This window comes from Limnohabitans planktonicus II-D5 (assembly GCF_001270065.2).
GTDB classification, from domain to species: domain Bacteria; phylum Pseudomonadota; class Gammaproteobacteria; order Burkholderiales; family Burkholderiaceae_C; genus Limnohabitans_A; species Limnohabitans_A planktonicus.
The window spans coordinates 169,096-190,047 of sequence record NZ_LFYT02000004.1 but is presented as its reverse complement, the minus strand read 5'-3'; the positions used below and the strand labels follow the sequence as shown (position 1 = coordinate 190,047).

General features: G+C 58.1%; 22 protein-coding genes, 1 other RNA gene and 1 riboswitch. Of the genes, 6 read left to right on the top strand and 17 right to left on the bottom strand.

Translation table 11 applies throughout. The annotated features are described in order from the left end of the window. Nucleotides 1-37 precede the first annotated feature (37 nt). Genes H663_RS25360 through H663_RS25345 form a run of 4 tightly spaced genes read right to left on the bottom strand, consistent with a single transcriptional unit; the run spans nt 38 to nt 3,868 of the window. Nucleotides 38-622 (bottom strand): amino acid synthesis family protein, encoded by a 585-nt coding sequence (locus H663_RS25360; protein ID WP_053169575.1) that lies wholly within the window; start codon nt 620-622, stop codon nt 38-40. Nucleotides 623-664: 42 nt separating this feature from the next. Further along, complete coding sequence (locus H663_RS25355) at nt 665-1,309, bottom strand: amino acid synthesis family protein (protein ID WP_053171414.1); 645 nt, start codon at nt 1,307-1,309, stop codon at nt 665-667. A gap of 20 nt (nt 1,310-1,329) precedes the next feature. Further along, a complete protein-coding gene (locus H663_RS25350; protein ID WP_083451108.1) occupies nt 1,330-2,265 on the bottom strand; it encodes a UPF0280 family protein in 936 nt (311 codons plus the stop codon). Between the two features lie 10 nt (nt 2,266-2,275). After that, nucleotides 2,276-3,868 carry a 6-hydroxynicotinate reductase gene (locus tag H663_RS25345; protein WP_053169576.1) on the bottom strand — a complete coding sequence of 531 codons (1,593 nt, stop codon included), beginning with the start codon at nt 3,866-3,868 and terminating at the stop codon, nt 2,276-2,278. A 285-nt stretch (nt 3,869-4,153) separates the two neighbouring features. On the opposite strand from H663_RS25345, the gene H663_RS25340 reads away from it, so the two are divergent. Both H663_RS25340 and H663_RS25335 read left to right on the top strand, forming a co-directional pair. Next, nucleotides 4,154-4,855: a TetR/AcrR family transcriptional regulator gene (locus H663_RS25340; RefSeq protein ID WP_053169577.1), complete on the top strand. Its 702-nt coding sequence runs from the start codon at nt 4,154-4,156 to the stop codon at nt 4,853-4,855. A gap of 13 nt (nt 4,856-4,868) precedes the next feature. Next, nucleotides 4,869-6,065 carry an amidohydrolase family protein gene (locus tag H663_RS25335; RefSeq protein WP_053169578.1) on the top strand — a complete coding sequence of 399 codons (1,197 nt, stop codon included), beginning with the start codon at nt 4,869-4,871 and terminating at the stop codon, nt 6,063-6,065. Here H663_RS25335 and H663_RS25330 read toward each other — a convergent pair. The 11 genes from H663_RS25330 to H663_RS25280 all read right to left on the bottom strand — a co-directional run bounded on the left by H663_RS25330 (nt 6,052) and on the right by H663_RS25280 (nt 17,347). Further along, nucleotides 6,052-7,551 carry a cobyric acid synthase gene (locus tag H663_RS25330; protein ID WP_053171416.1) on the bottom strand — a complete coding sequence of 500 codons (1,500 nt, stop codon included), beginning with the start codon at nt 7,549-7,551 and terminating at the stop codon, nt 6,052-6,054. The genes H663_RS25335 and H663_RS25330 overlap by 14 nt on opposite strands. A 430-nt stretch (nt 7,552-7,981) precedes the next feature. After that, nucleotides 7,982-8,746: an ABC transporter ATP-binding protein gene (locus H663_RS25325; protein ID WP_053169579.1), complete on the bottom strand. Its 765-nt coding sequence runs from the start codon at nt 8,744-8,746 to the stop codon at nt 7,982-7,984. Further along, the gene (locus tag H663_RS25320; protein WP_053169582.1) at nt 8,743-9,759 is read right to left on the bottom strand and encodes a FecCD family ABC transporter permease; all 1,017 of its coding nucleotides are present in this window, start codon (nt 9,757-9,759) and stop codon (nt 8,743-8,745) included. Before H663_RS25320 ends, H663_RS25325 begins: the two co-directional genes overlap by 4 nt. After that, a complete protein-coding gene (locus H663_RS25315) occupies nt 9,756-10,604 on the bottom strand; it encodes an ABC transporter substrate-binding protein (protein ID WP_053171418.1) in 849 nt (282 codons plus the stop codon). The genes H663_RS25320 and H663_RS25315 overlap by 4 nt, the downstream gene beginning before the upstream one ends. Before the next feature lie 97 nt (nt 10,605-10,701). Further along, nucleotides 10,702-11,505, bottom strand: coding sequence for a cobalamin-binding protein (locus H663_RS25310; protein ID WP_053169584.1), 804 nt, complete (start codon nt 11,503-11,505; stop codon nt 10,702-10,704). Continuing rightward, nucleotides 11,502-12,368: a DUF5522 domain-containing protein gene (locus H663_RS25305; RefSeq protein ID WP_053169586.1), complete on the bottom strand. Its 867-nt coding sequence runs from the start codon at nt 12,366-12,368 to the stop codon at nt 11,502-11,504. Before H663_RS25305 ends, H663_RS25310 begins: the two co-directional genes overlap by 4 nt. Nucleotides 12,369-12,392: 24 nt before the next feature. Continuing rightward, entirely contained in the window at nt 12,393-12,965 is a 573-nt protein-coding gene (locus tag H663_RS25300) for a hypothetical protein (protein ID WP_053169588.1), read from the bottom strand. 4 nt (nt 12,966-12,969) lie between these two features. Beyond that, a complete protein-coding gene (locus H663_RS25295; RefSeq protein WP_053169590.1) occupies nt 12,970-13,698 on the bottom strand; it encodes an ABC transporter ATP-binding protein in 729 nt (242 codons plus the stop codon). Then, nucleotides 13,686-14,675 (bottom strand): FecCD family ABC transporter permease, encoded by a 990-nt coding sequence (locus H663_RS25290; protein WP_053169592.1) that lies wholly within the window; start codon nt 14,673-14,675, stop codon nt 13,686-13,688. Before H663_RS25290 ends, H663_RS25295 begins: the two co-directional genes overlap by 13 nt. Continuing rightward, nucleotides 14,672-15,367, bottom strand: coding sequence for an ABC transporter substrate-binding protein (locus H663_RS25285; RefSeq protein WP_133239968.1), 696 nt, complete (start codon nt 15,365-15,367; stop codon nt 14,672-14,674). The genes H663_RS25290 and H663_RS25285 overlap by 4 nt, the downstream gene beginning before the upstream one ends. A 93-nt stretch (nt 15,368-15,460) precedes the next feature. After that, complete coding sequence (locus tag H663_RS25280; RefSeq protein WP_083451034.1) at nt 15,461-17,347, bottom strand: TonB-dependent receptor domain-containing protein; 1,887 nt, start codon at nt 17,345-17,347, stop codon at nt 15,461-15,463. Between the two features lie 70 nt (nt 17,348-17,417). After that, a riboswitch (cobalamin riboswitch) is annotated at nt 17,418-17,665 on the bottom strand. 84 nt (nt 17,666-17,749) lie between these two features. On the opposite strand from H663_RS25280, the gene H663_RS25275 reads away from it, so the two are divergent. The 4 genes from H663_RS25275 to H663_RS25265 all read left to right on the top strand — a co-directional run bounded on the left by H663_RS25275 (nt 17,750) and on the right by H663_RS25265 (nt 19,367). Then, complete coding sequence (locus H663_RS25275) at nt 17,750-17,980, top strand: hypothetical protein (protein ID WP_053169600.1); 231 nt, start codon at nt 17,750-17,752, stop codon at nt 17,978-17,980. After that, complete coding sequence (locus H663_RS25270) at nt 17,977-18,303, top strand: cell division protein ZapA (RefSeq protein ID WP_053169604.1); 327 nt, start codon at nt 17,977-17,979, stop codon at nt 18,301-18,303. Before H663_RS25275 ends, H663_RS25270 begins: the two co-directional genes overlap by 4 nt. Nucleotides 18,304-18,351: 48 nt before the next feature. Beyond that, nucleotides 18,352-18,532, top strand: a non-coding RNA gene (ssrS, locus tag H663_RS42570) — 6S RNA. Nucleotides 18,533-18,551: 19 nt separating this feature from the next. After that, nucleotides 18,552-19,367, top strand: coding sequence for a sulfite exporter TauE/SafE family protein (locus H663_RS25265; RefSeq protein ID WP_053169606.1), 816 nt, complete (start codon nt 18,552-18,554; stop codon nt 19,365-19,367). Nucleotides 19,368-19,409: 42 nt separating this feature from the next. On the opposite strand, the gene H663_RS25260 is transcribed toward H663_RS25265, so the two are convergent. Next, nucleotides 19,410-20,165 carry an SIMPL domain-containing protein gene (locus H663_RS25260; protein WP_165803860.1) on the bottom strand — a complete coding sequence of 252 codons (756 nt, stop codon included), beginning with the start codon at nt 20,163-20,165 and terminating at the stop codon, nt 19,410-19,412. 102 nt (nt 20,166-20,267) lie between these two features. Beyond that, entirely contained in the window at nt 20,268-20,945 is a 678-nt protein-coding gene (locus tag H663_RS25255; RefSeq protein ID WP_053169611.1) for a sulfite exporter TauE/SafE family protein, read from the bottom strand. Nucleotides 20,946-20,952: the final 7 nt, after the last annotated feature.

Genomic DNA, 20,952 nt, shown 5'->3' with positions numbered 1-20,952 from the left:
GGGTTAAAAAACGAACGCGAAACAAAGGGTTGGCCGTTCAGCGCAAACCGTCTTGACCTTGAATTTCATGCATTTGCAAGCCGCCGATGCGCGGCAGCGGACGGCCGCTGTCGGTGACCACGACGGCGACCACGATTTCCTGCGCACGCGGGGCGTCACTCACGCGCGCTTCCATGGCGTCGAAATGGCTGCGCACAAAAGCCGCATCCTTGTGGCCCAAGGGCACATCAATGGCGGTGCCCATGCTGCCACGCTTTTTGGCCGAAGGCACCAGTGCAGCGCCTTTTTCAACCGCCGCACGCAGCGGAGCACCAAGTTTGGGGTGCAAGATGGCAGCGGCGTGTTCCAGCTCACCGGCTTCACCCACTATGGCGGCTTTGCCGTAACTTTGCGCCTGGCCGGGCGCAATGCCCAAAGCCTGCACGCATTTTTGCCCCAGCAAGGCCCCCAGCTCTTCGCCAATGGCGATCAGCTCGTCCAGGTTCTCGCTGTAGCGCCCAGCATAGGGGTTGGCAATCACAGCCATGGCCAGGGCGCGGCGTGTCGGGGGATTGACGGCACGGCCCATTTCCAGGCGTGTCTCGTCCACTTGAACAATGATTTTTCGAATGTGTGCGGTCATCGAAGACGTCTCCTTGAGGGGTTGTAGGGTGGTCGTGCGGAATCAGCGCAGGCCGTTCCACTGGCTGATGTCTTCGGCACGCAAACCACCCACACGATCATGGATGCGGTAGCCGGTGCTCATGGCCAGGATGAAGACGATCTCGTCGGGCAGCGGCGCACCGGGCACACGCACTTCGATGGCATCAAACTGGCCGCGCACATAAGAGGCGTTGATGTTGGTCAACGGTACATCCAGCGTGGCACCGGGCGGGCCCACTTTTTTGGTCGAGGGCACGATGGCCAGCGCGTTGCCTGGCTGACCCGTGGGTTTGTCATCGACCTTGCCTGCTTTGTAAGCGGCGCGGTCGCCCTTCCAGCCGAGTAATTCACGCATGGCATAGCCTCCCGGCACATGCCACAGCGCTCCGTGCTCCAGTTCACCGAACTCGCCCACAATCGCACCCTTGCCGTACGTGGCCATGCGTTCGGCGGGCACCGCCATGGCACTGAGCAACTGGCGCGCCATGTCAATGCCCACGTCCTGCAAGGCATCCATCATGGGCAGGATGTTGGGCTCGTAGCGTCCGGCATAGGGGTTGGTCAGCACCGCGCCAATGGCTCCGCGCAGCAGCGGCTGGGCCGGTGCCGGACCAAACTCATGGAAGATTTCTTCCACCTGGGTGAACACGCGTCGTATTTCAATCATTTCATCACCATCAGTATTTTTCAGGCCCAAACCCCCACGGGGTCTGGACAGCATAAGGGGACAGGTTCAGGGTCAGCGCCAAAGGCCATCGGCAGCAGCAAGGACTGACCCTGGCACACCAGCGCGGCGGCCTCGATCAATCCTCGCTCCTGACATTCTCTCGCACGTTGCAACCCCGCTTGCAGGGCTTGTTGCACCATCTCGGCAGGCAAGGCGGGCACATCCACCGTCACCGCCAAATCGCCCAGATCGGTGTGATCGCGCAAGCTGTTGGCGGGCTGGCGCACGATGGCCGGGTGCGCCACATTCACCGCATTGGCAATGATGCTGGCGGCGGCATCGGCCTGCGCTGCGGTGGCGGCCAGAACCGTGACGCTGTCGGCAATGCCGAAGGAAAAACTGCGCCCACGCCAGCCACTGGTGGCCACACCGCGCACCGGCATGGGGTGGGCAATCTCGAATGCACCATCGAGCTTCAAGCCCTGCATCAACTCCTGCACTTGCAAACGCGCCAGGTCAGCATACAAGCCTACCCGAACCGACTGACCTGGTAACAAGTGCAAGGCAATGTCGCCGCCGTTGTTCACCCAGGCCCGCGCCACCCCGGCACGGGCATAGCAGGCCAGCAAGGCCTGGGCCACGCTGCCTGCCACCGCCGCCATGGGGGTGATGAAAGTTTGCGCAGCCCAAGGCGCGCACGCTTGCCACATGCATCGCGCCACTTCGCCTTGCAAGGGACAGACCGCACCCGGCTGCACCGGCAGGCGCAACGCCGGCCACTCCTGCATCAACTGCGCCAGCATGGGCACAAAGCGCGCCCAGGCTGCTTCATGCGCGCTGTCCACCGCAACTTGAGCGCCCGCCCCGACATCTGGATCAGCGCCGATCACGATGTCCATGGGGCCATGCTGAAAATGCCAGCGGCCATTGGGCAAAAGGTGACGGGATGCACTCACGCTGGGCACCTCATCCGAGCATCGGGGCTTGCCCGAGCGGCCAGGAGTTGGCATCGGGCTGGGCCTGCCACTGCAGCGCAGTGGGTGCGCCTTCCTTGTGCCAGGCACCCTGGCTCACGACCTCTTGCAACGAACGCACATAAGCCATGTGCCCGCCCAGTGCCTGATAGTCAGACAAGCGCATGCTGAATTCAATCGGGGCAATGATGGCGGGTGTGGGCACGGTGCCAAAGCTGCGATCTGGCATGCGCAGCACATCGGACATGACGGTGATACCCCCACCGGGCCAGACAAATGCGGGCGCACCGCCACACGTCACATTGACCAAAGCCTGCTTGATGGCGCGGGTGAGCAAGACAGGGTTTTCAGTGACGCCGGCCCGCAAGCTGCCACCCGCACCGGCCAGAAACATCACGCTGCACAGCGAGGGCTCGCAGTTCTCGCCAATGCGATCCACAATGGCCCGCACCGCTTGGGGCATGTCTTGCGGCACGGGCTGCAATTGCTCGTTGAGCACATACCAGGCGGCATGCTCGCCGGTGGTCGAGGTCATGAGCAGGCGCAAGCCCGGCCAGGCCACCTGCGCGTCCCAGCCTTCGATGATGGACAAAGGATCGGCAATGTCGGTGCCGCCCCAGCCATTGCCCGGATTGGCGACCTGAAAATACCGCCCCGGCGTCGATTTGCGCCCCCGCATGTCAATGCCCGAGGGCTTCATGTCCAGACACCGGCCCGCCTGGTGCTCGGTCAGCACACCGGTGATGTGGTCATCGAGCACCACCACCTCGTCGGCCAAACCCAAAAACTGCCGGGCAAAAATACCCACCACCGCAGAACCACAGCCCACACGCATGCGTTGCTCCTGCACGCCATTGACGATGGGGGCACGCCCGGCCTGGATCACCAGTTGCGCGCCGCCATCAATGGTCAGCTCGACAGCCTGCTTGTTGCCCAAGGCTTCCATCATCTCCACGGTGACACGGCCTTCTTTTTTGCTGCCACCGGTCAAGTGATGCACCCCACCCAGTGACAACATTTGAGAGCCATATTCGGCGGTGCTGACATGCCCCACCACCTCGCCACTCATGCGCACATTGGCTTGCTCGGCCCCCAGGAATCGGTCCGTATCGATCTTCACCTTGAAGCTGCAATAACTGAAGATGCCCTCGGTGACCACGGTCACCATGTCCACCCCATCCACCTGAGAAGACACGATGAAAGGTGCAGGCTTGTAGTCTGGATAGGTGGTGGACGAGCCCACGCCCGTGACGAAGACCTGATCGGTGCCCAGCACATCACCATTCCACTGCGGTGCATCGCTGTCGCCGCTCGGCGCAAACGGCACCAAGCGAGGTTCATCTTGCGCCAGCGTGCGGCGCAGAAACACCACCGGGTCAACCCGCAAGAGTTGCCCGTCGCGGTTGGCGTAGCGGTCACATGCGCCCAGTCGCCCCTCGGAAATCTGGCACAACACCGGGCAGGCATTGCATTCGATTTTGGCACCAGCCATGCGGTCGTTGCGTGGCTTGGCGCGCTCAAGAACCGCTGGCATTGCAGGGGCTTGCAGGCCAGGAAGTCCATCGGTTTTGGAGTGTTCAGTCATCCAGGATTCCGTGTCCCAAAAAAGTCTGCACACGCGCTTGCACGGCAGTTTTAATCTGTGTAGCATTCACCAAACAAAAATGTAGCATCTGCTACATTGAAAATCAATATAGCGCATCCTGTTTTGCTGTGCAAGCGTGTTTTTCCCATCTGCCATCCACTTGCCCGAAAGGCGTGCATGGTGGTCAACCCGATGTGAATGGATCATGAGCGCAATTCATGAAGTGCGCGTTTCAAGCGCCCTGTGGTCACAGACCTTTGTCATTCATCCACCTATGATTCACCCATGGTGAGCACTGCACGTCCAGCCAAAACAACGCCCATAAATCCTGGTGCACGCCGCGCCGTGGGGGTGCGTGAACACGCTGCCCAACAAACGCGCGAGAGCATTTTGCGAGCAGCGATCAAGGTGTTTGCCAAGCATGGTTATGACGGCGGCAGTGTCGAAAAAATTTCGCGCCAGGCCAAGTCTTATGACCGCATGATTTATTACTACTTCGGCAGCAAGGAAGGCTTATTCATCGAAGTGCTCGAGACGATTTATCGGCGCATGAACGATGCCGAGTCGAAATTGGCTCTTGATGTGAACCAACCCAAGGCCGCGCTGGAACAGGTGGTTCACTTCGTGCTCGACTATTACCGGGCACATCCGGAATTTGTCACCCTGCTCAACACCGAAAACCTGCACAAAGGCAAGCACATCGTCAAATCTCTGCGGGCGCGTGAATATTCTTCTCCAGCCATTGCCGTGATTGGCGACATCTTGCGCGCAGGCGTATCGCAAGGCCTGTTCCGCCAGGATGTATCGGCCCGCGATGTCTACCTGCTGATTGCCGCCACAGGCTACTTCTACATGTCCAACCGCCACACGCTGTCGGCTTTTCTGGGCGAAAACATCGACGCCCCGCAAGCAGTGGCGCAGTGGAAAGCCTTTGTCATCGACACCGTGTTTCGTGTGGTCAACCCACCCCTTTCATCCTCACAATAAGGAGACTCTTCACATGGCAGACATCAGCACTTCCGGTGTATCCGGCAAAGTCGTTATCAAGAATATCGGCCTGTTGCTTTCGGGCGACCTGGACCAGCCCATCTTGCAGGCGGACACCCTCGTCATCCACGATGGTCTGATCACCGCCGTGGGCCGCGAAAAGGATTGCGATCTGGAAGGCGCGCAAACCGTGATCGACGCACGCCAGACCTGCGTTTGCCCCGGCCTGATCGACAGCCATGTGCACCCGGTGTTTGGTGACTGGACCCCGCGCCAAAACCAGATCGGCTGGATCGACTCCACCATGAACGGCGGCGTGACCACCATGGTCTCGGCCGGTGAAGTGCATTTGCCAGGCCGCCCCAAAGACATCGTGGGCCTTAAAGCCCTGGCCATCACGGCGCAGCGCGCTTTTGACAATTTCCGCCCCGGTGGCGTGAAGGTGATTGCGGGTGCACCCATCATCGAAAAAGGCATGACCGAGCAAGACTTCAAGGACATGGCCGATGCGGGCGTGACGCTGCTGGGTGAGGTGGGCTTGGGTTCCGTCAAGGCCGGGTATGAGGCCCAGCAAATGGTGGCCTGGGCGCGCAAGCATGGCATCCAGAGCACGATCCACACGGGCGGCCCTTCCATTCCGGGCTCAGGCATGATCGACAAGGATGTGGTGCTGGAAGCTGACGCCGACGTCATCGGCCACATCAACGGCGGACATACCTCGCTGCCCGAAGCCCACGTTTGTGAGTTGTGCGAAAAATCTTCGCGCGCCATCGAGATCGTGCACAACGGCAATGAACGGGTGGCGATTGCGGCGGCGCGTGCAGCACTCGAACTCAAGTGCCCGCACCGCATCATTTTGGGCACCGATGGCCCGGCGGGCTCTGGTGTGCAACCGCTGGGCATGCTGCGCATGGTGTCGCTGCTGTCGAGCCTGGCCAACATCCCTGCCGAGCTGGTGTTTTGTTTTGCCACCGGCAACACGGCACGCATCCGCAAGCTCAACTGCGGCCTGATCGAAGTCGGGCGTGCCGCCGATTTTGTCTTCATGGACCGTGCACAGCACACGGCGGGCAAGACCTTGCTGGAGAGCGTTCAGTTGGGGGACATTCCAGGCATTGGCATGGTCATGATCGACGGCATCGTGCGTTGCGGCCGCAGCCGCAACACGCCTCCTGCCACAGAAATCCCTGTGGTCGTCAGCGGTCACTGAAGGGAGCAGGTGCCATCAGTTGTCGCAACACGTCCGCAGGGATGTGTTGCGCAATGAAATCGGCCAGGCCCTCAAACACCGTCTCCAGCGTGGGCACCTGCGCGCCAAATAAAGCTTGCAGCACCGCCGGGCACTCGAACAGGCCATGCAGGTAAGTGCCCAACACCTGTCCGTCGCCACTTTGCCAGGCCAGACCAGGCATGACTTCGTGCAGCGCTGCACCTGCCCCCAACATGTCGCTGTGGAGTTGCGTCTGGCCGTGATGTATTTCGTAGCCCGACACCTCCACGCCACCCAAGGACGACCACGCGCCACGTAACTGCCCGAAGCGGGCCTGCGTTTTCATCACGGTTTTCACCGGAGCAAACCGGGTCACCAAAGGCAGCAAGCCCAAACCGGGCGCATTGCCATCAATGCCATGTGTGTCGATCAGGGCTTCGCCCAGCATTTGCAGACCGCCGCATATCCCCAGCACCGCCCCACCCTGCCGTGCATGCCCGGCAATGGCCGCATCCAGCCCTTGTTCTCGCAGCCAGGCCAGGTCACTGCTGGTGTGCTTGCTGCCGGGCAGAATCACCCAATCATGGGCTTGCAAGCCCGCCAAATCGGCCGGACTGCGCGCCCAAAGCAGGCGCACACCGGGCACGTTTTTGAGCGACTGAAACTCATCCAGATTGCTGATACGGGGATATGCAATCACCGCGACGGTTTGGGTGACTGCGCCCGTGGCGCGGCTGCGGTCATCAAAAACGCCATCTTCTTCGGGCAAACCGTGCTGCCACCACATGGGCAGCACCGCCACCGTGGGCACCCCGGTCAAGGCTTGCAGCATATCGGGCGCGGGGGCCAGCAAGCTGGCATCGCCCCGGAACTTGTTGAGCACAAAACCTTTGATGCACTGCTGGTCTTCAGGCGGCAAAAGCGCCCAAGTGCCATACAAGTGGGCAAAGGCGCCGCCTTTGTCGATGTCGGTCACGAGCAGACATTGGGCCTGCGCATGCCGTGCCACGCGCAGGTTGACGATGTCACTGGCCATGAGGTTGATCTCAGCGGGAGAGCCTGCGCCTTCGATCACGACCACATCGTTTTCGGCGATCAGCTCGTCAAGTGCGGCAGCAATCTGGGGCCAGACTTTTTCGCTGCGACCGCGCCAGGGCGTGTCACTCAAGGCTTGACTCACCTGACCGAGCAACACCACTTGGCTGCGCGTGTCGGCTTCGGGTTTGAGCAGCAGCGGGTTCATGCGCACATCAGGTTCAGCTTGGGCGGCCAGTGCCTGAAAGTATTGGGCGCTGCCGATCTCGCCCAGCCCCTTGGCACTGGCGACCACGCGGGCGTTGTTGCTCATGTTTTGTGCCTTGAAGGGGGCCACCTTGAGCCCCTGTCGGGCGTAATGGCGGCACAGCGCCGTGGTCAGCCAGCTCTTGCCAGCGCCGCTGGACGTGCCCAGCACCATGATGCAGACAGCTTTTTTTGGAGAGGTCATAGGGATGAACTGATGGGTGTGCATGTGCAATTATCGTGATCACAGGCCCCCTCGCCCCTTCAAGCCCCAGACTCCGTCATGGGGAGCAAAGCGTGGCCCCTCCCATTTCCGTCATTGCGAGCGACGTGAGGCAATCCCCCAACCGATTCCCGTCATTGCGAGCGAAGCGCGGAAATGCATCCCATTTTCGTCATTGCGAGCGAAGCGTGGCAATCCAGCTTCTGTGATCGAAACAGCGCTTGAGCCTCTTACAGCACCCCAACTGGATTGCCGCGTCGCAAGCTCCTCGCAATGACAAGATACTTTATCGGGCGTTGCGAGCGATGCGTGGAAATGCATCCCATTTTCGTCATTGCGAGCGAAGCGTGGCAATCCAGCTTCTGTGATCGAACTGAAAGATCAGACAGGTCCGCATGAAGCAAAAAAGAGTTCACAAACGCGGCAACACGACCCATTGACCCTCCAGCGCGCAAATGCGGATGCGGTGGTCAAACACGGATTCGATCGCCGCGTGCGTGTCGGTATCGCTGCAAGCACCATGGTGCACGACTCGCCCCGCATCCATGACCACCACTTCGTGCGCATGCAGCGCCATGCCGATTTCATGCAGCACGCTGACCACCGTGGTGCCCTGCGCGATCAGGCAATGCACCTGCTCCAGCCAGTCCACCTGGTGCGGCGGGTCGAGGTTGGCCAGTGGTTCGTCCATCAGCATGAGTGGCGCATTGCCCGCCATGGCCCGTGCCAGCAGCACGCGCTGCCGCTCACCGCCCGAGAGCTCACCCAGCGTGCGTTCGCGCCAATCCCAGGCCTGTGTGGCTTTCAGGGCTGCTTCGACCATTTGATGGTCCAGTTCACTCGGAGCCCCCAGCCAGCCTTGATGAGGCAGTCGGCCGAGCATGACCACGTCCCACACGCGCAGATCGAGCGTGCTCACCTCGCCTTGGCCCAGCCAGGACAGCAGCAAACCACGGTCACGGCGAGAGATGGCTTCGAGCGCCTGGCCCTGCCAGAGCACCTGCCCGCTGTAAGGCAACAAACCGGCCAGCGCCCTGAGCAAGGTGGATTTTCCCGCTCCATTGGGTCCGACAACGCAAGTCCAGCGACCCGTGGCGATCTGAAGGTCCAGGCCGTTCAACACGGTGCGGCCACCGAGTTCAAGCTGCAGTTGTCGGGTTTCCAGGGCGGGGGTCATCGCACAGCTCCCGCACCCGAGCTTTGATCCGTGTCCCGATACACGCGCCACAACAGATAGCCACCACCCAAGACCGCCGTGAGCACCCCCACCGGCAACTCTTGCGGAGCAAACAGCACACGGGCCAACACATCGGCCAAGGACAACAAAGCGCCGCCCATGAGCGCGGCCAGCAGCAAGCGCCAAGCATGGGTGCAACGGACCAGCGAACGCACCAGATGCGGCGCAGCCAAACCCACAAAAGCCACCAGCCCGATGTGCGCCACGGCAGCTCCCGTGGCCAGAGAAATCACGCCCACCAACACGAGTCGGGCTGAACGCAGCGGCACACCCAGCGTTTGAGCCGTGGACTCGCCCAGTGTCAAGGCATCCAGCACGCGGGCAAAAGTCCAGGCCAAGGCCACGCAAAGGATCAACACCATGGCCATGGTGGCGCAAGCCGTCCAGCCGACAAAAGCGGTGGAACCGAGCATGAAGCCTTGCATGGCTTGCAGCACCTGCGGCTGCAGCAAAGACATCATCGACGTGACGGCACCCAGCACAACACCCACCACCACACCGGCCAGCAGCAAGCGCAGGGTCTGCTGCACGCCACGCGCCAAGAGCAAAGTCAAGATGACAGCAAGCACCGCCCCCACAAAAGCTGCACCCGTGAGGCCCAGACCCAGCCACCAGGTCATGACCCAGGCGCTGCCGCCAAACAAACTGAAATACGTGCCCACACCCAATGACGCCCCCGAAGCGCTGCCCAGCAAATACGGATCGGCCAGAGGGTTGCGAAACAGCCCCTGCGCCACGGCCCCAGCCAAGCCCAGCAAGCCACCGCCCAACCAGGCCCCCAGACTGCGTGGCAGCCGGATGTCCAACACAATCTGGCGCGACACCTCATCGGCCTGAGACCACCACCAGGCATGCCAGCCTTGGCTGCCCGCCACGGTGCCCAGCAGCACCGTCGTCACACCGATCAAGAGCAACAGCCCAACCCAGCGGTGCGCGCGGGTCTGATCGCTCATCGCCCTGCCCCAGCGGCTTTGTTCAGGCAATCGGCCATGAGCTTGGCACCTTCGGCCATGCGCGGACCCGCACGCACCAGCACTTCGGATTCAGCCTGTTTGAACACGCAAATGCGTTGAGCCTGCATGGCGCGCAAAGTGGACCAGCCCGGGCGCTGCGCCATGCTGGTGCGGCTGCTGTCGCCAGCCATGATCACATCAGGCTGAGCGCGCACCACAAACTCGGGATTGACCAGAGGAAACGGCCCCATGGCCGCAGGCAGGATGTTGCCCACCCCCATGCGCGTGAGCGTTTCACCAATGAAGGACGCTTCGCTGGCACCATATGGGGCAGAGCTGACTTCAAAATACACCCGCTGTTGGCGCGCCTGCGGACTGAGCGATTGGGAGGCGGCTTGCACGCCCGCCTCGATCCCGCGCCAAACGCGTTCGCTTTCGGCGGGGGACACCCACAAGGCATCGCCCACGGTGCGCAGCACACGCTGTGCGTCGGCATGGGTTCGCGGCTCCAGGCGCAACACCGTCAGGCCCAGGGCTTGTAAACGGTCTGCACCACGGGTCGAGCCCGCCGCCAACACCAGGTCGGGCTTGAGCGCGATGATGCTTTCAATGTTCGGATCAAGGCCGCCGCCCACGCGGGGCAACTGCGCAATGGATGCGGGCCAGTTGGAATAACGGTCCAGGCCGACTAAACGCTGGCAGGCACCCAATGCGCACACAGTTTCAGTCAGTGAAGGCAGCAAGCTCACAATTCGCTGCGGCGGTTTGGCCATCTCGATTTTTTGCTGGCGGTCATCTTGTACCGTCACGGCCAAAGCACAGGTGGCCGACAACAGCAAGGCCATGAACACGAGCACCGATTGAGCCCAAGGCGAACGCAGGCTCAGATGTGCGGCATCGGCTGGGCGCACGGTCTGTTTCAGCGCAGTTGTCAAGCAACCGTCACGCATGCTGAGCCTCCCACTGGCTCATGATGCGGTGCAACTGCGCCACGCCATCGGTCAGCGCCGCAGGACCGGGTTGCAAGATGTCGGCCGACTTGATTTCAAACAACTGCCCGTTGCGCACTGCAGGCACGTCTTGCCAACCCGCACGGGCGGCCACTTTTTCAGAACGAAACTTCTTGCCGCACCATGAGCCGATGATGATGTCGGGTGCACGGTCAATGATGGTCTGCGGGTCGGCAATGATGCGATCCTTGCCCATCGCTTGCACAGCCAATTCGGGGAACACGTCGTCACCGCCTGCGATGCCCATCAACTCCGACACCCAGCGGATGCCGCTGATGTGCGGCTCGTCCCACTCTTCAAAAAACACTTTCGGTCTGCGCTTGAAACTCGCCGCCTTCAGCGCAATGGCGTCCAGTTCAGCACGCATGGCCGAAAGCCTTTGCAAACCCTGCTCAGCCTGCCCCACCATGGCCGCCACCTGGTAGAGCATCGAAAAAATCTCGTCCACGCTGCGCTGGTTGAAGATGGTGACCTGCACGCCGGCCTTGATGAGCAAAGCCGCAATCTCGGCCTGCAGGTCGGAAAACCCAAAAACACAATCCGGCTTGAGTGCCAGGATCTTGTCAATCTTGGCGCTCAAAAAAGCACTGACCTTGGGCTTTTCCTCCCGAGCCCGGCGCGGACGCACCGTGTAGCCCGAGATGCCCACGATGCGCTGCTCCTGCCCCAGCAGATACAGCCACTCCGTGGCCTCTTCGGTGAGGCAGACGATGCGTTGGGGGCCGTAAGACATCATGACAAGCCTCCGTCCTCAATGGACATAGGTTGGAGGGATCGTGATGCACGGGGCATCACGCGCGTATGACCTTCACCGAGCTCCAACATGACGTCAACACCAGCGCGTTGTAAGCGCTCAACCAACGTTTTGTCGTAGGGTGTGCCAATGGGCAACACGGCATCGGGCAAATGCAATTCGGTCGACAAATGGACACTGACATCGTACCGATGGATGCTCTTCCACAACAGTTCCAACAACGCAGCATAGGGTTGCCCAAAGAGCGGAGTAAAGACTTCATACTGAGGCCAGGCCTTGACTCGCCAATTACGCAAGTCTTGAAGATGCAAATCTCCAAAACAGATACGGTTGATGCGTGAGCCCAGCTGCTCTTCAAGGGTCAGTAACCCAGCCGATACAGCGTCTTGGTAGCGTACATCAGGTGACAACGGCACCAAGCACACAGGGACCTCCAAATACGCGGCTTGATGAACAATGTCTTTGATCGGAATGTTTTGGATGGGCACGCGATTAGTAACGGTGTCAAAAGTTGTCAGCAATGCCACGTTTTTGCGCTTTTCAAGCAGGCACGACAAACATAAAAAACTGTCCTTACCCCCCGACCAAAACAGCACATCCAAGCCATCTTGGGCATCTTCAATCAGGTCCCGACCCAATACCACTGGTTTTTTGATGCTCGGCTCGTGTCCGGGTTTGCTGACCTTGATGTGACCGTATGGGCAATGTCTACAGGCATTGCCGCAGCAGTCGCCTTTTTTGAACAAGGCGTGCTCTGTGAAGACCCGATAGCCCGTGGCAGGGTCGCAGTAAGTATCGGCCCCTTGCTCACATGCGAGCCGGTGTAGTGTGTGAACCGTGGTCATCTAGCCTATCCTTGCAAAATCGAGTCACTCGTGGATGGGTGCATCATTGCCATACACTGTTTTAGGTCGTTTGATCGTGTAAGAAAGACTCTCGAACGGCATTTCTGTCACCTGACGTCGGTGATTGATCACTAAGGTTATGGCAAATAAGACATTGCAAATCACATTGCAAAACCGCACAACAATTGATGGAATTTCACGCCCTTCTTGTTCAACCCTCACCAATGCACGTATAGCCTTTTTGGCTGCCGACCTCCCCAAGTGCAGGTTTGAAATGGGCGGTTCACCGCGTGGCAAAACAAAGCCTTTAACTGCACCCGCCACTTCTACACGATAGCGTTGCAAGCAGGCTTTCAGCTGATCGATATCAGCCTCAGTCACTGCCATTTTCCCCCGCACTGAACCATTGAGGTGAAACACCAGCGGTTGAAGCCAGTCGAGATCGGCCGCAAGATCCGGCATGTCGCGAGCAAGCGCAACACAGGCCATGCCTACATGGCCGCACAACTCATCGGTCGCGACTTCATAATCACACAACCAAGATGTCTCGTAAATAAAGCTGTAACACAGCTCGTCCAAATCGCGTGTTGGTTTCATTTGATCACCTCGCTAAAACCACAGGCGGTTGGGCCGCCAAATCAACCATCACATCTACGCCATAGATGCGGCTTAACACTTGGGCATTTAGCACCTCGTGCACACTGCCAATCACCTCCAAGCGGCCCTCTTGCATTAAGGCCAACTGGTCGCAGTAACGAGCGGCTAACGACAAATCGTGCAAAGCCACCACCACAGTGTGACCTTGCCGCGCATAAGCTTGCAGCGCTTGGGCAATCTGATGTTGGTAAAGCAAATCCAAACTGGCCATCGGCTCATCGGCCAACAATACATCGGGGCAACCCGCCAACACTCGGGCAAGCCAAACGCGAGCCTGTTCACCACCGGACAGTTGATCAACAGACTTTTCGGCGAAAGCCTGCACTCCAACTTGCCGCATCGCCCAGTCGATGGCCTCTGGATTGTCATCGTGCCAAGGTAAACGACCCAAGCTAACTACATCGTGGACGCGCAAAGCCCATGCGCTTTGGTTGCGCTGGGGCAACAACCCCAAGCGGCGCGCCCGATCATCAAGGGGCATATGTTCTAGTCTTTGTTTACCCAGCCACACTTGTCCAGTGCTGGGCAGCAAACCAGCCATGGTGTGCAGCAAGCTCGATTTACCAGAACCATTGGGGCCAATCAGGCCCAACATTTGACCAGCATGGGCTTGCAACGATACGTTATGCAAACGCCCCGGTACCAATGCCTGAAGAATGCTTAGCCCTGCCATTGCTTACGATCATTCCAGATGAGCCGAATAAACAAAGGCGAGCCGATCAGAGCGGTTATGACGCCCAGCTTAATTTCGGGCCCGCTGGGCAAAAGGCGAACCAGTGTATCTGCCACACACACCAAACAAGCGCCCAACAGTGCAGAGGGAATCAGCAAGCGATCAGGCCGGTGTCCCACCCATCGCCTGAGCAAATGAGGGACTATAAGACCCACAAAACCAACCGACCCCGCAACCGAGACCGCCGAGCCGACCAACAGTGCGGCGCCTAACACGACCCAACGGCTATGCACTGCAAAACGATAGCCCAAACTATGTGCCACTTGCTCGCCCAAGCTAATGGCCGCTAAAAAAGGGCGTTCACGCCACAGCAAGGCGAGGCCCAAAACCACCGAAGGCAACAAGAGCAACACGTGCTGCATGCCACGGTCTGACACCGAACCTAACAACCAAAACACCAGCTCCTGCATGGCAAAGGGGTTGGGCGCAAAGTTAAGCACGGTAGCCAACAATGCACCAGTGATGGTGGAAATTGCCAAGCCTGCTAGCAAAACCATCGACGCTTGTGCCGTACCAGCAAGCCACAGCATGAAAACCATAGCCATGACCGCACCCATAAACCCAGCCAAAGCTGGTGCCAGCACCCCAGCGGCAGAAAAGAAACCAAAATAGAAAACCGTCGCCGCACCCAAGGCGGCACCTTGGCTAGCCCCAGTCAGGCCAGGATCCGCCAACGGATTGCGTAGCAAGCCCTGCAGCGCAGCGCCACTTAAGCCTAGTGACGCCCCCACCAACAAGGCCAACAATGTACGGGGCAGACGAATCTCACCCACCACAATGGCCTCAGGCGATGGCGTTTGAATCAGCCAGTCATGCAAACCACTCCATACATCCAGTGGCACCGACCCAATTGTCAAAGACACGCTCACAGACAGCAAAAGCAGTAACGCGAGCAGAGGGCTAAGCCAGGCATTCATGGTTGAAGTTGTTGAATCAGTTCGTGCATCCACGGACCGGGACATTGCCAGCGCCAATAATCCGTCTGGATCCACCTTTCTGGCGGTATCGCATGCTTGAGCACCGGGTGTTGCACAAATAGATTTGCCAAGGCCGCGTGGCGAGGAACCGACAAAACAAGAGCGTCGGGCGGGTTGACGGCAATAGCCTCAAGGTCTAGCTTCACGCGACCAATGCTCTCAACGTAATTGACCCACCCTGCGCGAGTAATGAGGTTGTCTTCAAAGGTTTTGCGTCCCATCCCTTCGCCATTCGGACCTATCAATAGCAATCGACCATGCGGTTGTTTCAACTTTGTATGTGAAACAGAAATACCGTTGGGGGCATTAGATTTTTCTAGGACAGTTTGAACAACGTGGTCTAGCGACTCCAAATCGACCAGCGTTTGCGGCAAAGGCGTAATCACCACTCGAACACCTAGCGATGCCAAGCGCTTTCGCAACATGAACGCGTTGAATTCACCGACAAGCACTACGTCTGGTTTAAGTGCCAACACCTGCTCCAATGAACCATCGTGCGACATCCGCTGAACCGCACCAACTGGCAGAGGGTAACGTCGCACCATGGGTGAAAAAACAATCGACTGGCTATCCGGCGCGTGATGAGCCAGTAGCCAGTCGGAACACAAATCCAACGAAACGATGCGCGGCATGGGGTTTGTAAACGCAACAACCTCCGCGCACAGATAAAAGCCCCATACACTGAACATTCGCAAGAACGAAGTCATCAGACGCATCAATAACGTTCACTTAGGCTGGTATTGCATAGACACAAACACGCCACGGGGAGGTGTGTCATAACCGTATGCTAGTTGGTATTTTTGGTCGAAAGCATTCTCAATTTTGATGCGCCCCGTCCATTCGGGTGTCATCTTTTTCGCTGCAGAAAAATGAACCAATGTGTAAGACTCCAACGATCTTGTTTCATCTACGCGATTACCCGAAGCCACGATTTGAGTACCCCAATCTATACCGAGCAAAGTTTTACCAACGTAAATCGAGCCGTATTCCCGGGCACGACGCGCAAGTCGAGCGCCAGTTTGGGCGTTGATCGGATCTTGGTGAACAGCACTGAGTTTGTACACCCAACCATTGCTAACGCCAGAGAAACCGGTTTCGTACCCCTTGTTCTCAACTAAGCCAATGTTTTCATAGGAAGGCGTTCCTGACTTGTAGGCAATCGCATTGGTGGTTTTACTTTCAAATCGAACCAGACGTAAAGTGCCCAACTCTGTTGCATAACTGGCTCCCAACTCGAGACCCTTGTGCTCTTCAGGTTTTAAATTGAGATTACCCGTTGTCCCCCACGCAGGAACATCAAACAGCTCGGCTGTGTTCGGAGCGCGAAAAGACGTTGATACAAGACCCGTAAGTTTGAACTTTTCAGTTAGCAGATAGCCCAAACCCAAAAGCCAAGTGTTTGCTGACTTGTCGATAGAGGTCGAGGTGGATTTAGACTTGACTTGGTCATGTCTCAAATTAATTTGGTAGTCAAGCTTTTCATACAAACCGCTGTAGCCTGCATAATATCCAAGTGATTTTCGATTGTACTCAGTGGTCGTTTTGAAGTTAGTGTTTGTGCCATCAGCACCAAACGTAACGTTACCATGTCCAAGGCGGTAAACGTTACTCCATTGAATGTTGCGTTGCTCACCATCAAATTGACCATTTGCAGCGCCGTTATAAAAATCACTATTTTTAAATTTTGATTCAGTAAGTCCCACGCGAGACGACCAAGCCGTGGACAGATTGAACTTGCTGTAGCCAGTCACATCAGATGAATTTTGCTTGTTATTTTGTTTATCGTTGGTCGATGCAGGACCCCATTTAGGATTGGAAGTGCTATCGTAGTCAGCCTTACTTTCAATATTGTTTATTTGAAAGCCAATGGCCAAATCTTTACCAATCATTTTTTCGCCATTCAAAAATATTGAATGACGTTTAAAAGCATCTTTGTCTGGATTGACTGTGGTGGGATTCTGACTGTGCTGCATAGCTGAATAACCGTCAGTATCAAATTTGTGAACCGATATACCTAAGCGAAAATCTTCGCCTTTGGTGTTGTAGCCTAACCCAACGTCTGATGTATTTCTAGAACCATACGAGACTGAGGCCGTTGGACCGAAGCTGCCGGCACCTGCACGGGTGAAGATATTGATCACACCGCCCACAGCAGAATCGCCATACACTGCCCCCATATTGCCACGCAGAATTTCTACCTTTTCAATTTGATTCGGTGGCATATCAACTAACCTCAAAGCACCAATTGAGTCTGTCTGGACACGCACACCATCAATGTAAACAGCCACGTTGTTGCTGTTTTGGCCGCGCATAAAGATAGAGGAATACGTGCCAGGACCGCCATTACGGCCAATTTCAATACCAGGCTGCCCCTGCAGCAAGTCCACTAAGGTGGGGGCTTGCGCACGTTCAATTTCCGCGCGGGTAATGACTGTCGCAGAAGGAATGACGTTTGACAGCTTTTGCTCGACTCTGGTCGCAGAAATCACCACAGGATTGATTTCAATGGTCTGAGCCTGCGCCCAAGAGGTCATGGTCAATGACAAAACAGAAATCGCTGGGACTGAAAGACGCGAAAAAGCACGCGCACGTAAACGAAAAGATTTTTTCATGATGCAACACCAACAGAAATACGCCCTCACCGCCTTCCCCGACAGTGCATGGGCTTTACAACCCGTCTTGCGACAGGTCACCTTGTTGGCCGGTATCCGGGCTGGCAGATGCGACCTTCATCACCTTCCCGGTCGCCTGTTTCAGGGCGACCAGTGGCATCAGATGAAAGCGAGGTCTTCACGCAAATGAAGACCCGTCTGCTTACCGTTGCGGGGGCAGCGCAGGTTAGGTCGGCCGTGGTGGCTTTTCCCTCCTGCTTCCCGTTGAACTGCGAACCGTGAACCGTCTTCGCGAGCACCAACTGGGCTGTATTCTATGGGGCAAACTGTCTGCAAACTGTCTTCAAGCCTACAAAGACCAGTACACCGCCTACAATCGGGCCATCACTTTCACCGTTTGCCATGGCCCATTCCGACACCATCGATCAGATCGCCGAGCGTGTGGATCACCTGCTGCTGCGTCACGAAGAGCTGCAAAGGACCAACGCCTTGTTGTCCCAGCAAGTTCTAGCCCTCGCACAAGAGCGCGACCAACTCAAGTCACGATTGGCGGCAGCCAGAGCCCGTGTCGACGCGCTGATTGAGCGCTTACCGACATCCAGCGCGACAAGCTCTTCAGAGACATCCTCATGAGTACCGAGCAATTAGAGGTCCAGATCATGGGCCAAAGTTACATTTTGGGCTGTCCTGCTGATGGTCAAGAGCGCCTGCTGACTGCCGTTCATAAAGTGGATGCAGCCATGTGCAAAATTCGCGATGCAGGCAAGATCAAGGCACGCGACCGCATTGCAGTCCTGGCCGCTTTGAACCTGGCTTTTGACCAAGCTGAACTGGTCGCGAGCATTCATTCAAGCAGCGCATCTGTTGCCGATCTGCCCCAGCCATCGCAAGAGCGTTTGACCAAGTTGCTGGCGCGCCTTGATCAAGTCATTAAGCGTGATGGTCAGTTGATTTGAAGCTTGCAACACCGGGCCAAGCACGCAATGACAAAACGCCTACAATGGCCCTGTCTGCGGTGCATGCCGGGCTTTATATTTCCTTGAACCAATGCTCTTAGAGCCCGGGCTTGGAACATTGGCTGGTGAGCGTGATCATCTCGCGTCAGATGAACCCAACGCCAGTCTGCCCTCGCCCACCTGAACCCCCGGTTCAGGATGCCGGTCCGGTGGCACTCGCAGACACCTTTTTCACACCTCCCCCCCACATGATCATCGAACCTGTGCTTCTGGCCCAACTGTCTGTTCTTGGCTTGTGCACCGGCTTTCTGGCGGGCTTGCTTGGCATTGGCGGTGGACTGATCATGGTGCCGGTCATCACCTATCTGCTCGGTCAGCGAGGCGTGAGTCCTGATCTGGCCGTGAAGATGGCGATTGCCACGTCCATGGCCACCATCATCTTCACCTCGGTCTCCAGCGTACGTGCACACCACCAGAAAAAAGCCGTTCGATGGGATCTGGTCAAAGGGCTGGCACCGGGCATCGTGATCGGCAGCCTGATTGGCAGTCTGGCTATTTTTGCTTTCGCCAAAGGGTCATGGCTGGCACTTTTTTTTGCGGCATTTGTCGGTTTTTCTGCGACCCAGATGTTTCTGGACAAAAAGCCTGCGCCAACGCGGCAAATGCCGGGCTTTTCGGGTCAGTTGGGCATCGGTGGCCTGATTGGCCTGCTCTCCGGCTTGGTGGGCGCTGGTGGCGGCTTCATCAGCGTGCCGTTCATGACCTGGTGCAATGTGGCCATTCACAACGCAGTGGCCACCAGTGCAGCGCTGGGTTTTCCGATTGCACTGGCCAATGTGGCGGGTTACATTGTCAGCGGCCAACGTGTGCAAAACTTGCCTGACCATAGCTTTGGCTACCTGTGGTTGCCCGCCTTGGTGGTGGTTGCGCTGTGCAGCGTCACCATGGCACCACTGGGGGCATCCACCGCACACAAACTGCCCGTCAAACAACTCAAGCGCGTATTTGCCAGCATCTTGTACACCTTGGCGGCCTACATGCTTTACAAGGGCCTGTCTGCCTGAGTTACAGCAATCCGCACCCAAGGCGTGTGCAGGCATGATCACTCAACGCAGGGTGATGCTGCCCGAGATGTTCACCACCACGCGTGACTTGCCTGCAACCGTCTGCAGGGGTGCAGGCGCAGCGTCCATGGCAACCATGGCCATGCGCGGCATGACCACGCCCTCGCCCGCTTCCTGAGCGCTGACGCGCACTTCCCTGAGGGTGTAGGCCGCAAAGCCGAACTGCTTTGTCAGGGATTGGGCTTTGCTCTGAAAGCGCTCCACCGCTTCGGCTTGGATGCGGGCTTGGGCTGCAGTTTGTTGCTCAGGGCTCAGCAGCCAATCGATCTGCGACACCGTCAGCTCTTGCAGACGCCCTGCAAGCGTCGTGATTTGCTCGACATCGCGCCCCTGCAAAACGAGTTGCGCGGAGCCTGTCCAACCGTTGATCTTGCCGTCTCGCCCATAACGCGGTGACACGTTCATTTCGCCTGTTCTGACCTCCAAGGCCCCAGGTTTGACCATCGGGGTGGCAACAGCCAAGGCAGAAGACAGAACCGCGTTGAGCTGCCGTTGAACTGCCGGAGCTTGCAAGCCCTCTTTTTGAACCGACAGGCTCACCACCAGCCAGTCTTGCGGTACGTCGGTCTGGGCCGAAGCACTCAGATGCAAAACCTGGTAAATGTCATGGTGGAGTGCGGCTGGTGTCGCATGAGGAATGGGAGGACTGGCAATACTTTGAGCCTGAACGGATGCAACAGGCAGCGCCAGCGCGATCATCAGAGCCCAAGCCATCGAGGGGGTTGGAATCAGTTTCATGGGGGAGTCTTTCGCAGAAGGTGGCAAAAACAGCATGCACGAAGCGCCCTGATTGTGAGTGCCGGAGCGGCCCTCACTCACCCTTGGCCCTGCACTTTGGTGTCAGTGTGTAACGCACCAAGGGGCCTGGTCATGCACCAGTCCCATCCACAAGGCCCAGGCCGAGATGGCTGACAGCGCAAAGCCCGACGCACGCATGCCCCAGGCCCCATCACCCAGGGTCTGCATGCGCAAAAATAACCAGGGACCCGCCCACAGGCTGAGGCCGCTGCCCAGCGCAAACAAGGCCATGGTGGCTGCGCCCTCCAAAGGCTGGCTGGTCAATGCTGCGACCATCAAGGCCGAATACAGCAAGCCACAAGGCATCAAGGCCCACAGCCCGCCCACCATCCAGGGTGCGGCGCGTCCCCAGCGGGTGTTGAAGGCCCGCACGCGCGCCCACAATCGGCGTGCCGCGCCATCGAGCCACACGGGTTGCCGTGCCTGCAGCATCAGCAACAAGCCCAAAGCGAAGGCGGCCAGGTGTAGCAAGGTCCAAACCGGGCGAATGGCGGCCAACTGGGTCGTCAACCAGCCCAGCCCTTGCACACTGGCGGCAGCCACTGCTCCCAACAACGAATAGCCCCCCAAGCGCCCCAACTGAAAGGCCAGCAAGGCCTGGCCGCGGCGCTCGCCCGCCGCCTGACCCAGCCCCGCGCAGGCCATGCCACACATGGCCATGCAGTGCGGTCCACCCAGCACCCCCATCATCAAGGCCGTGATGGCCAAAGAACTTTGCATGGAATAT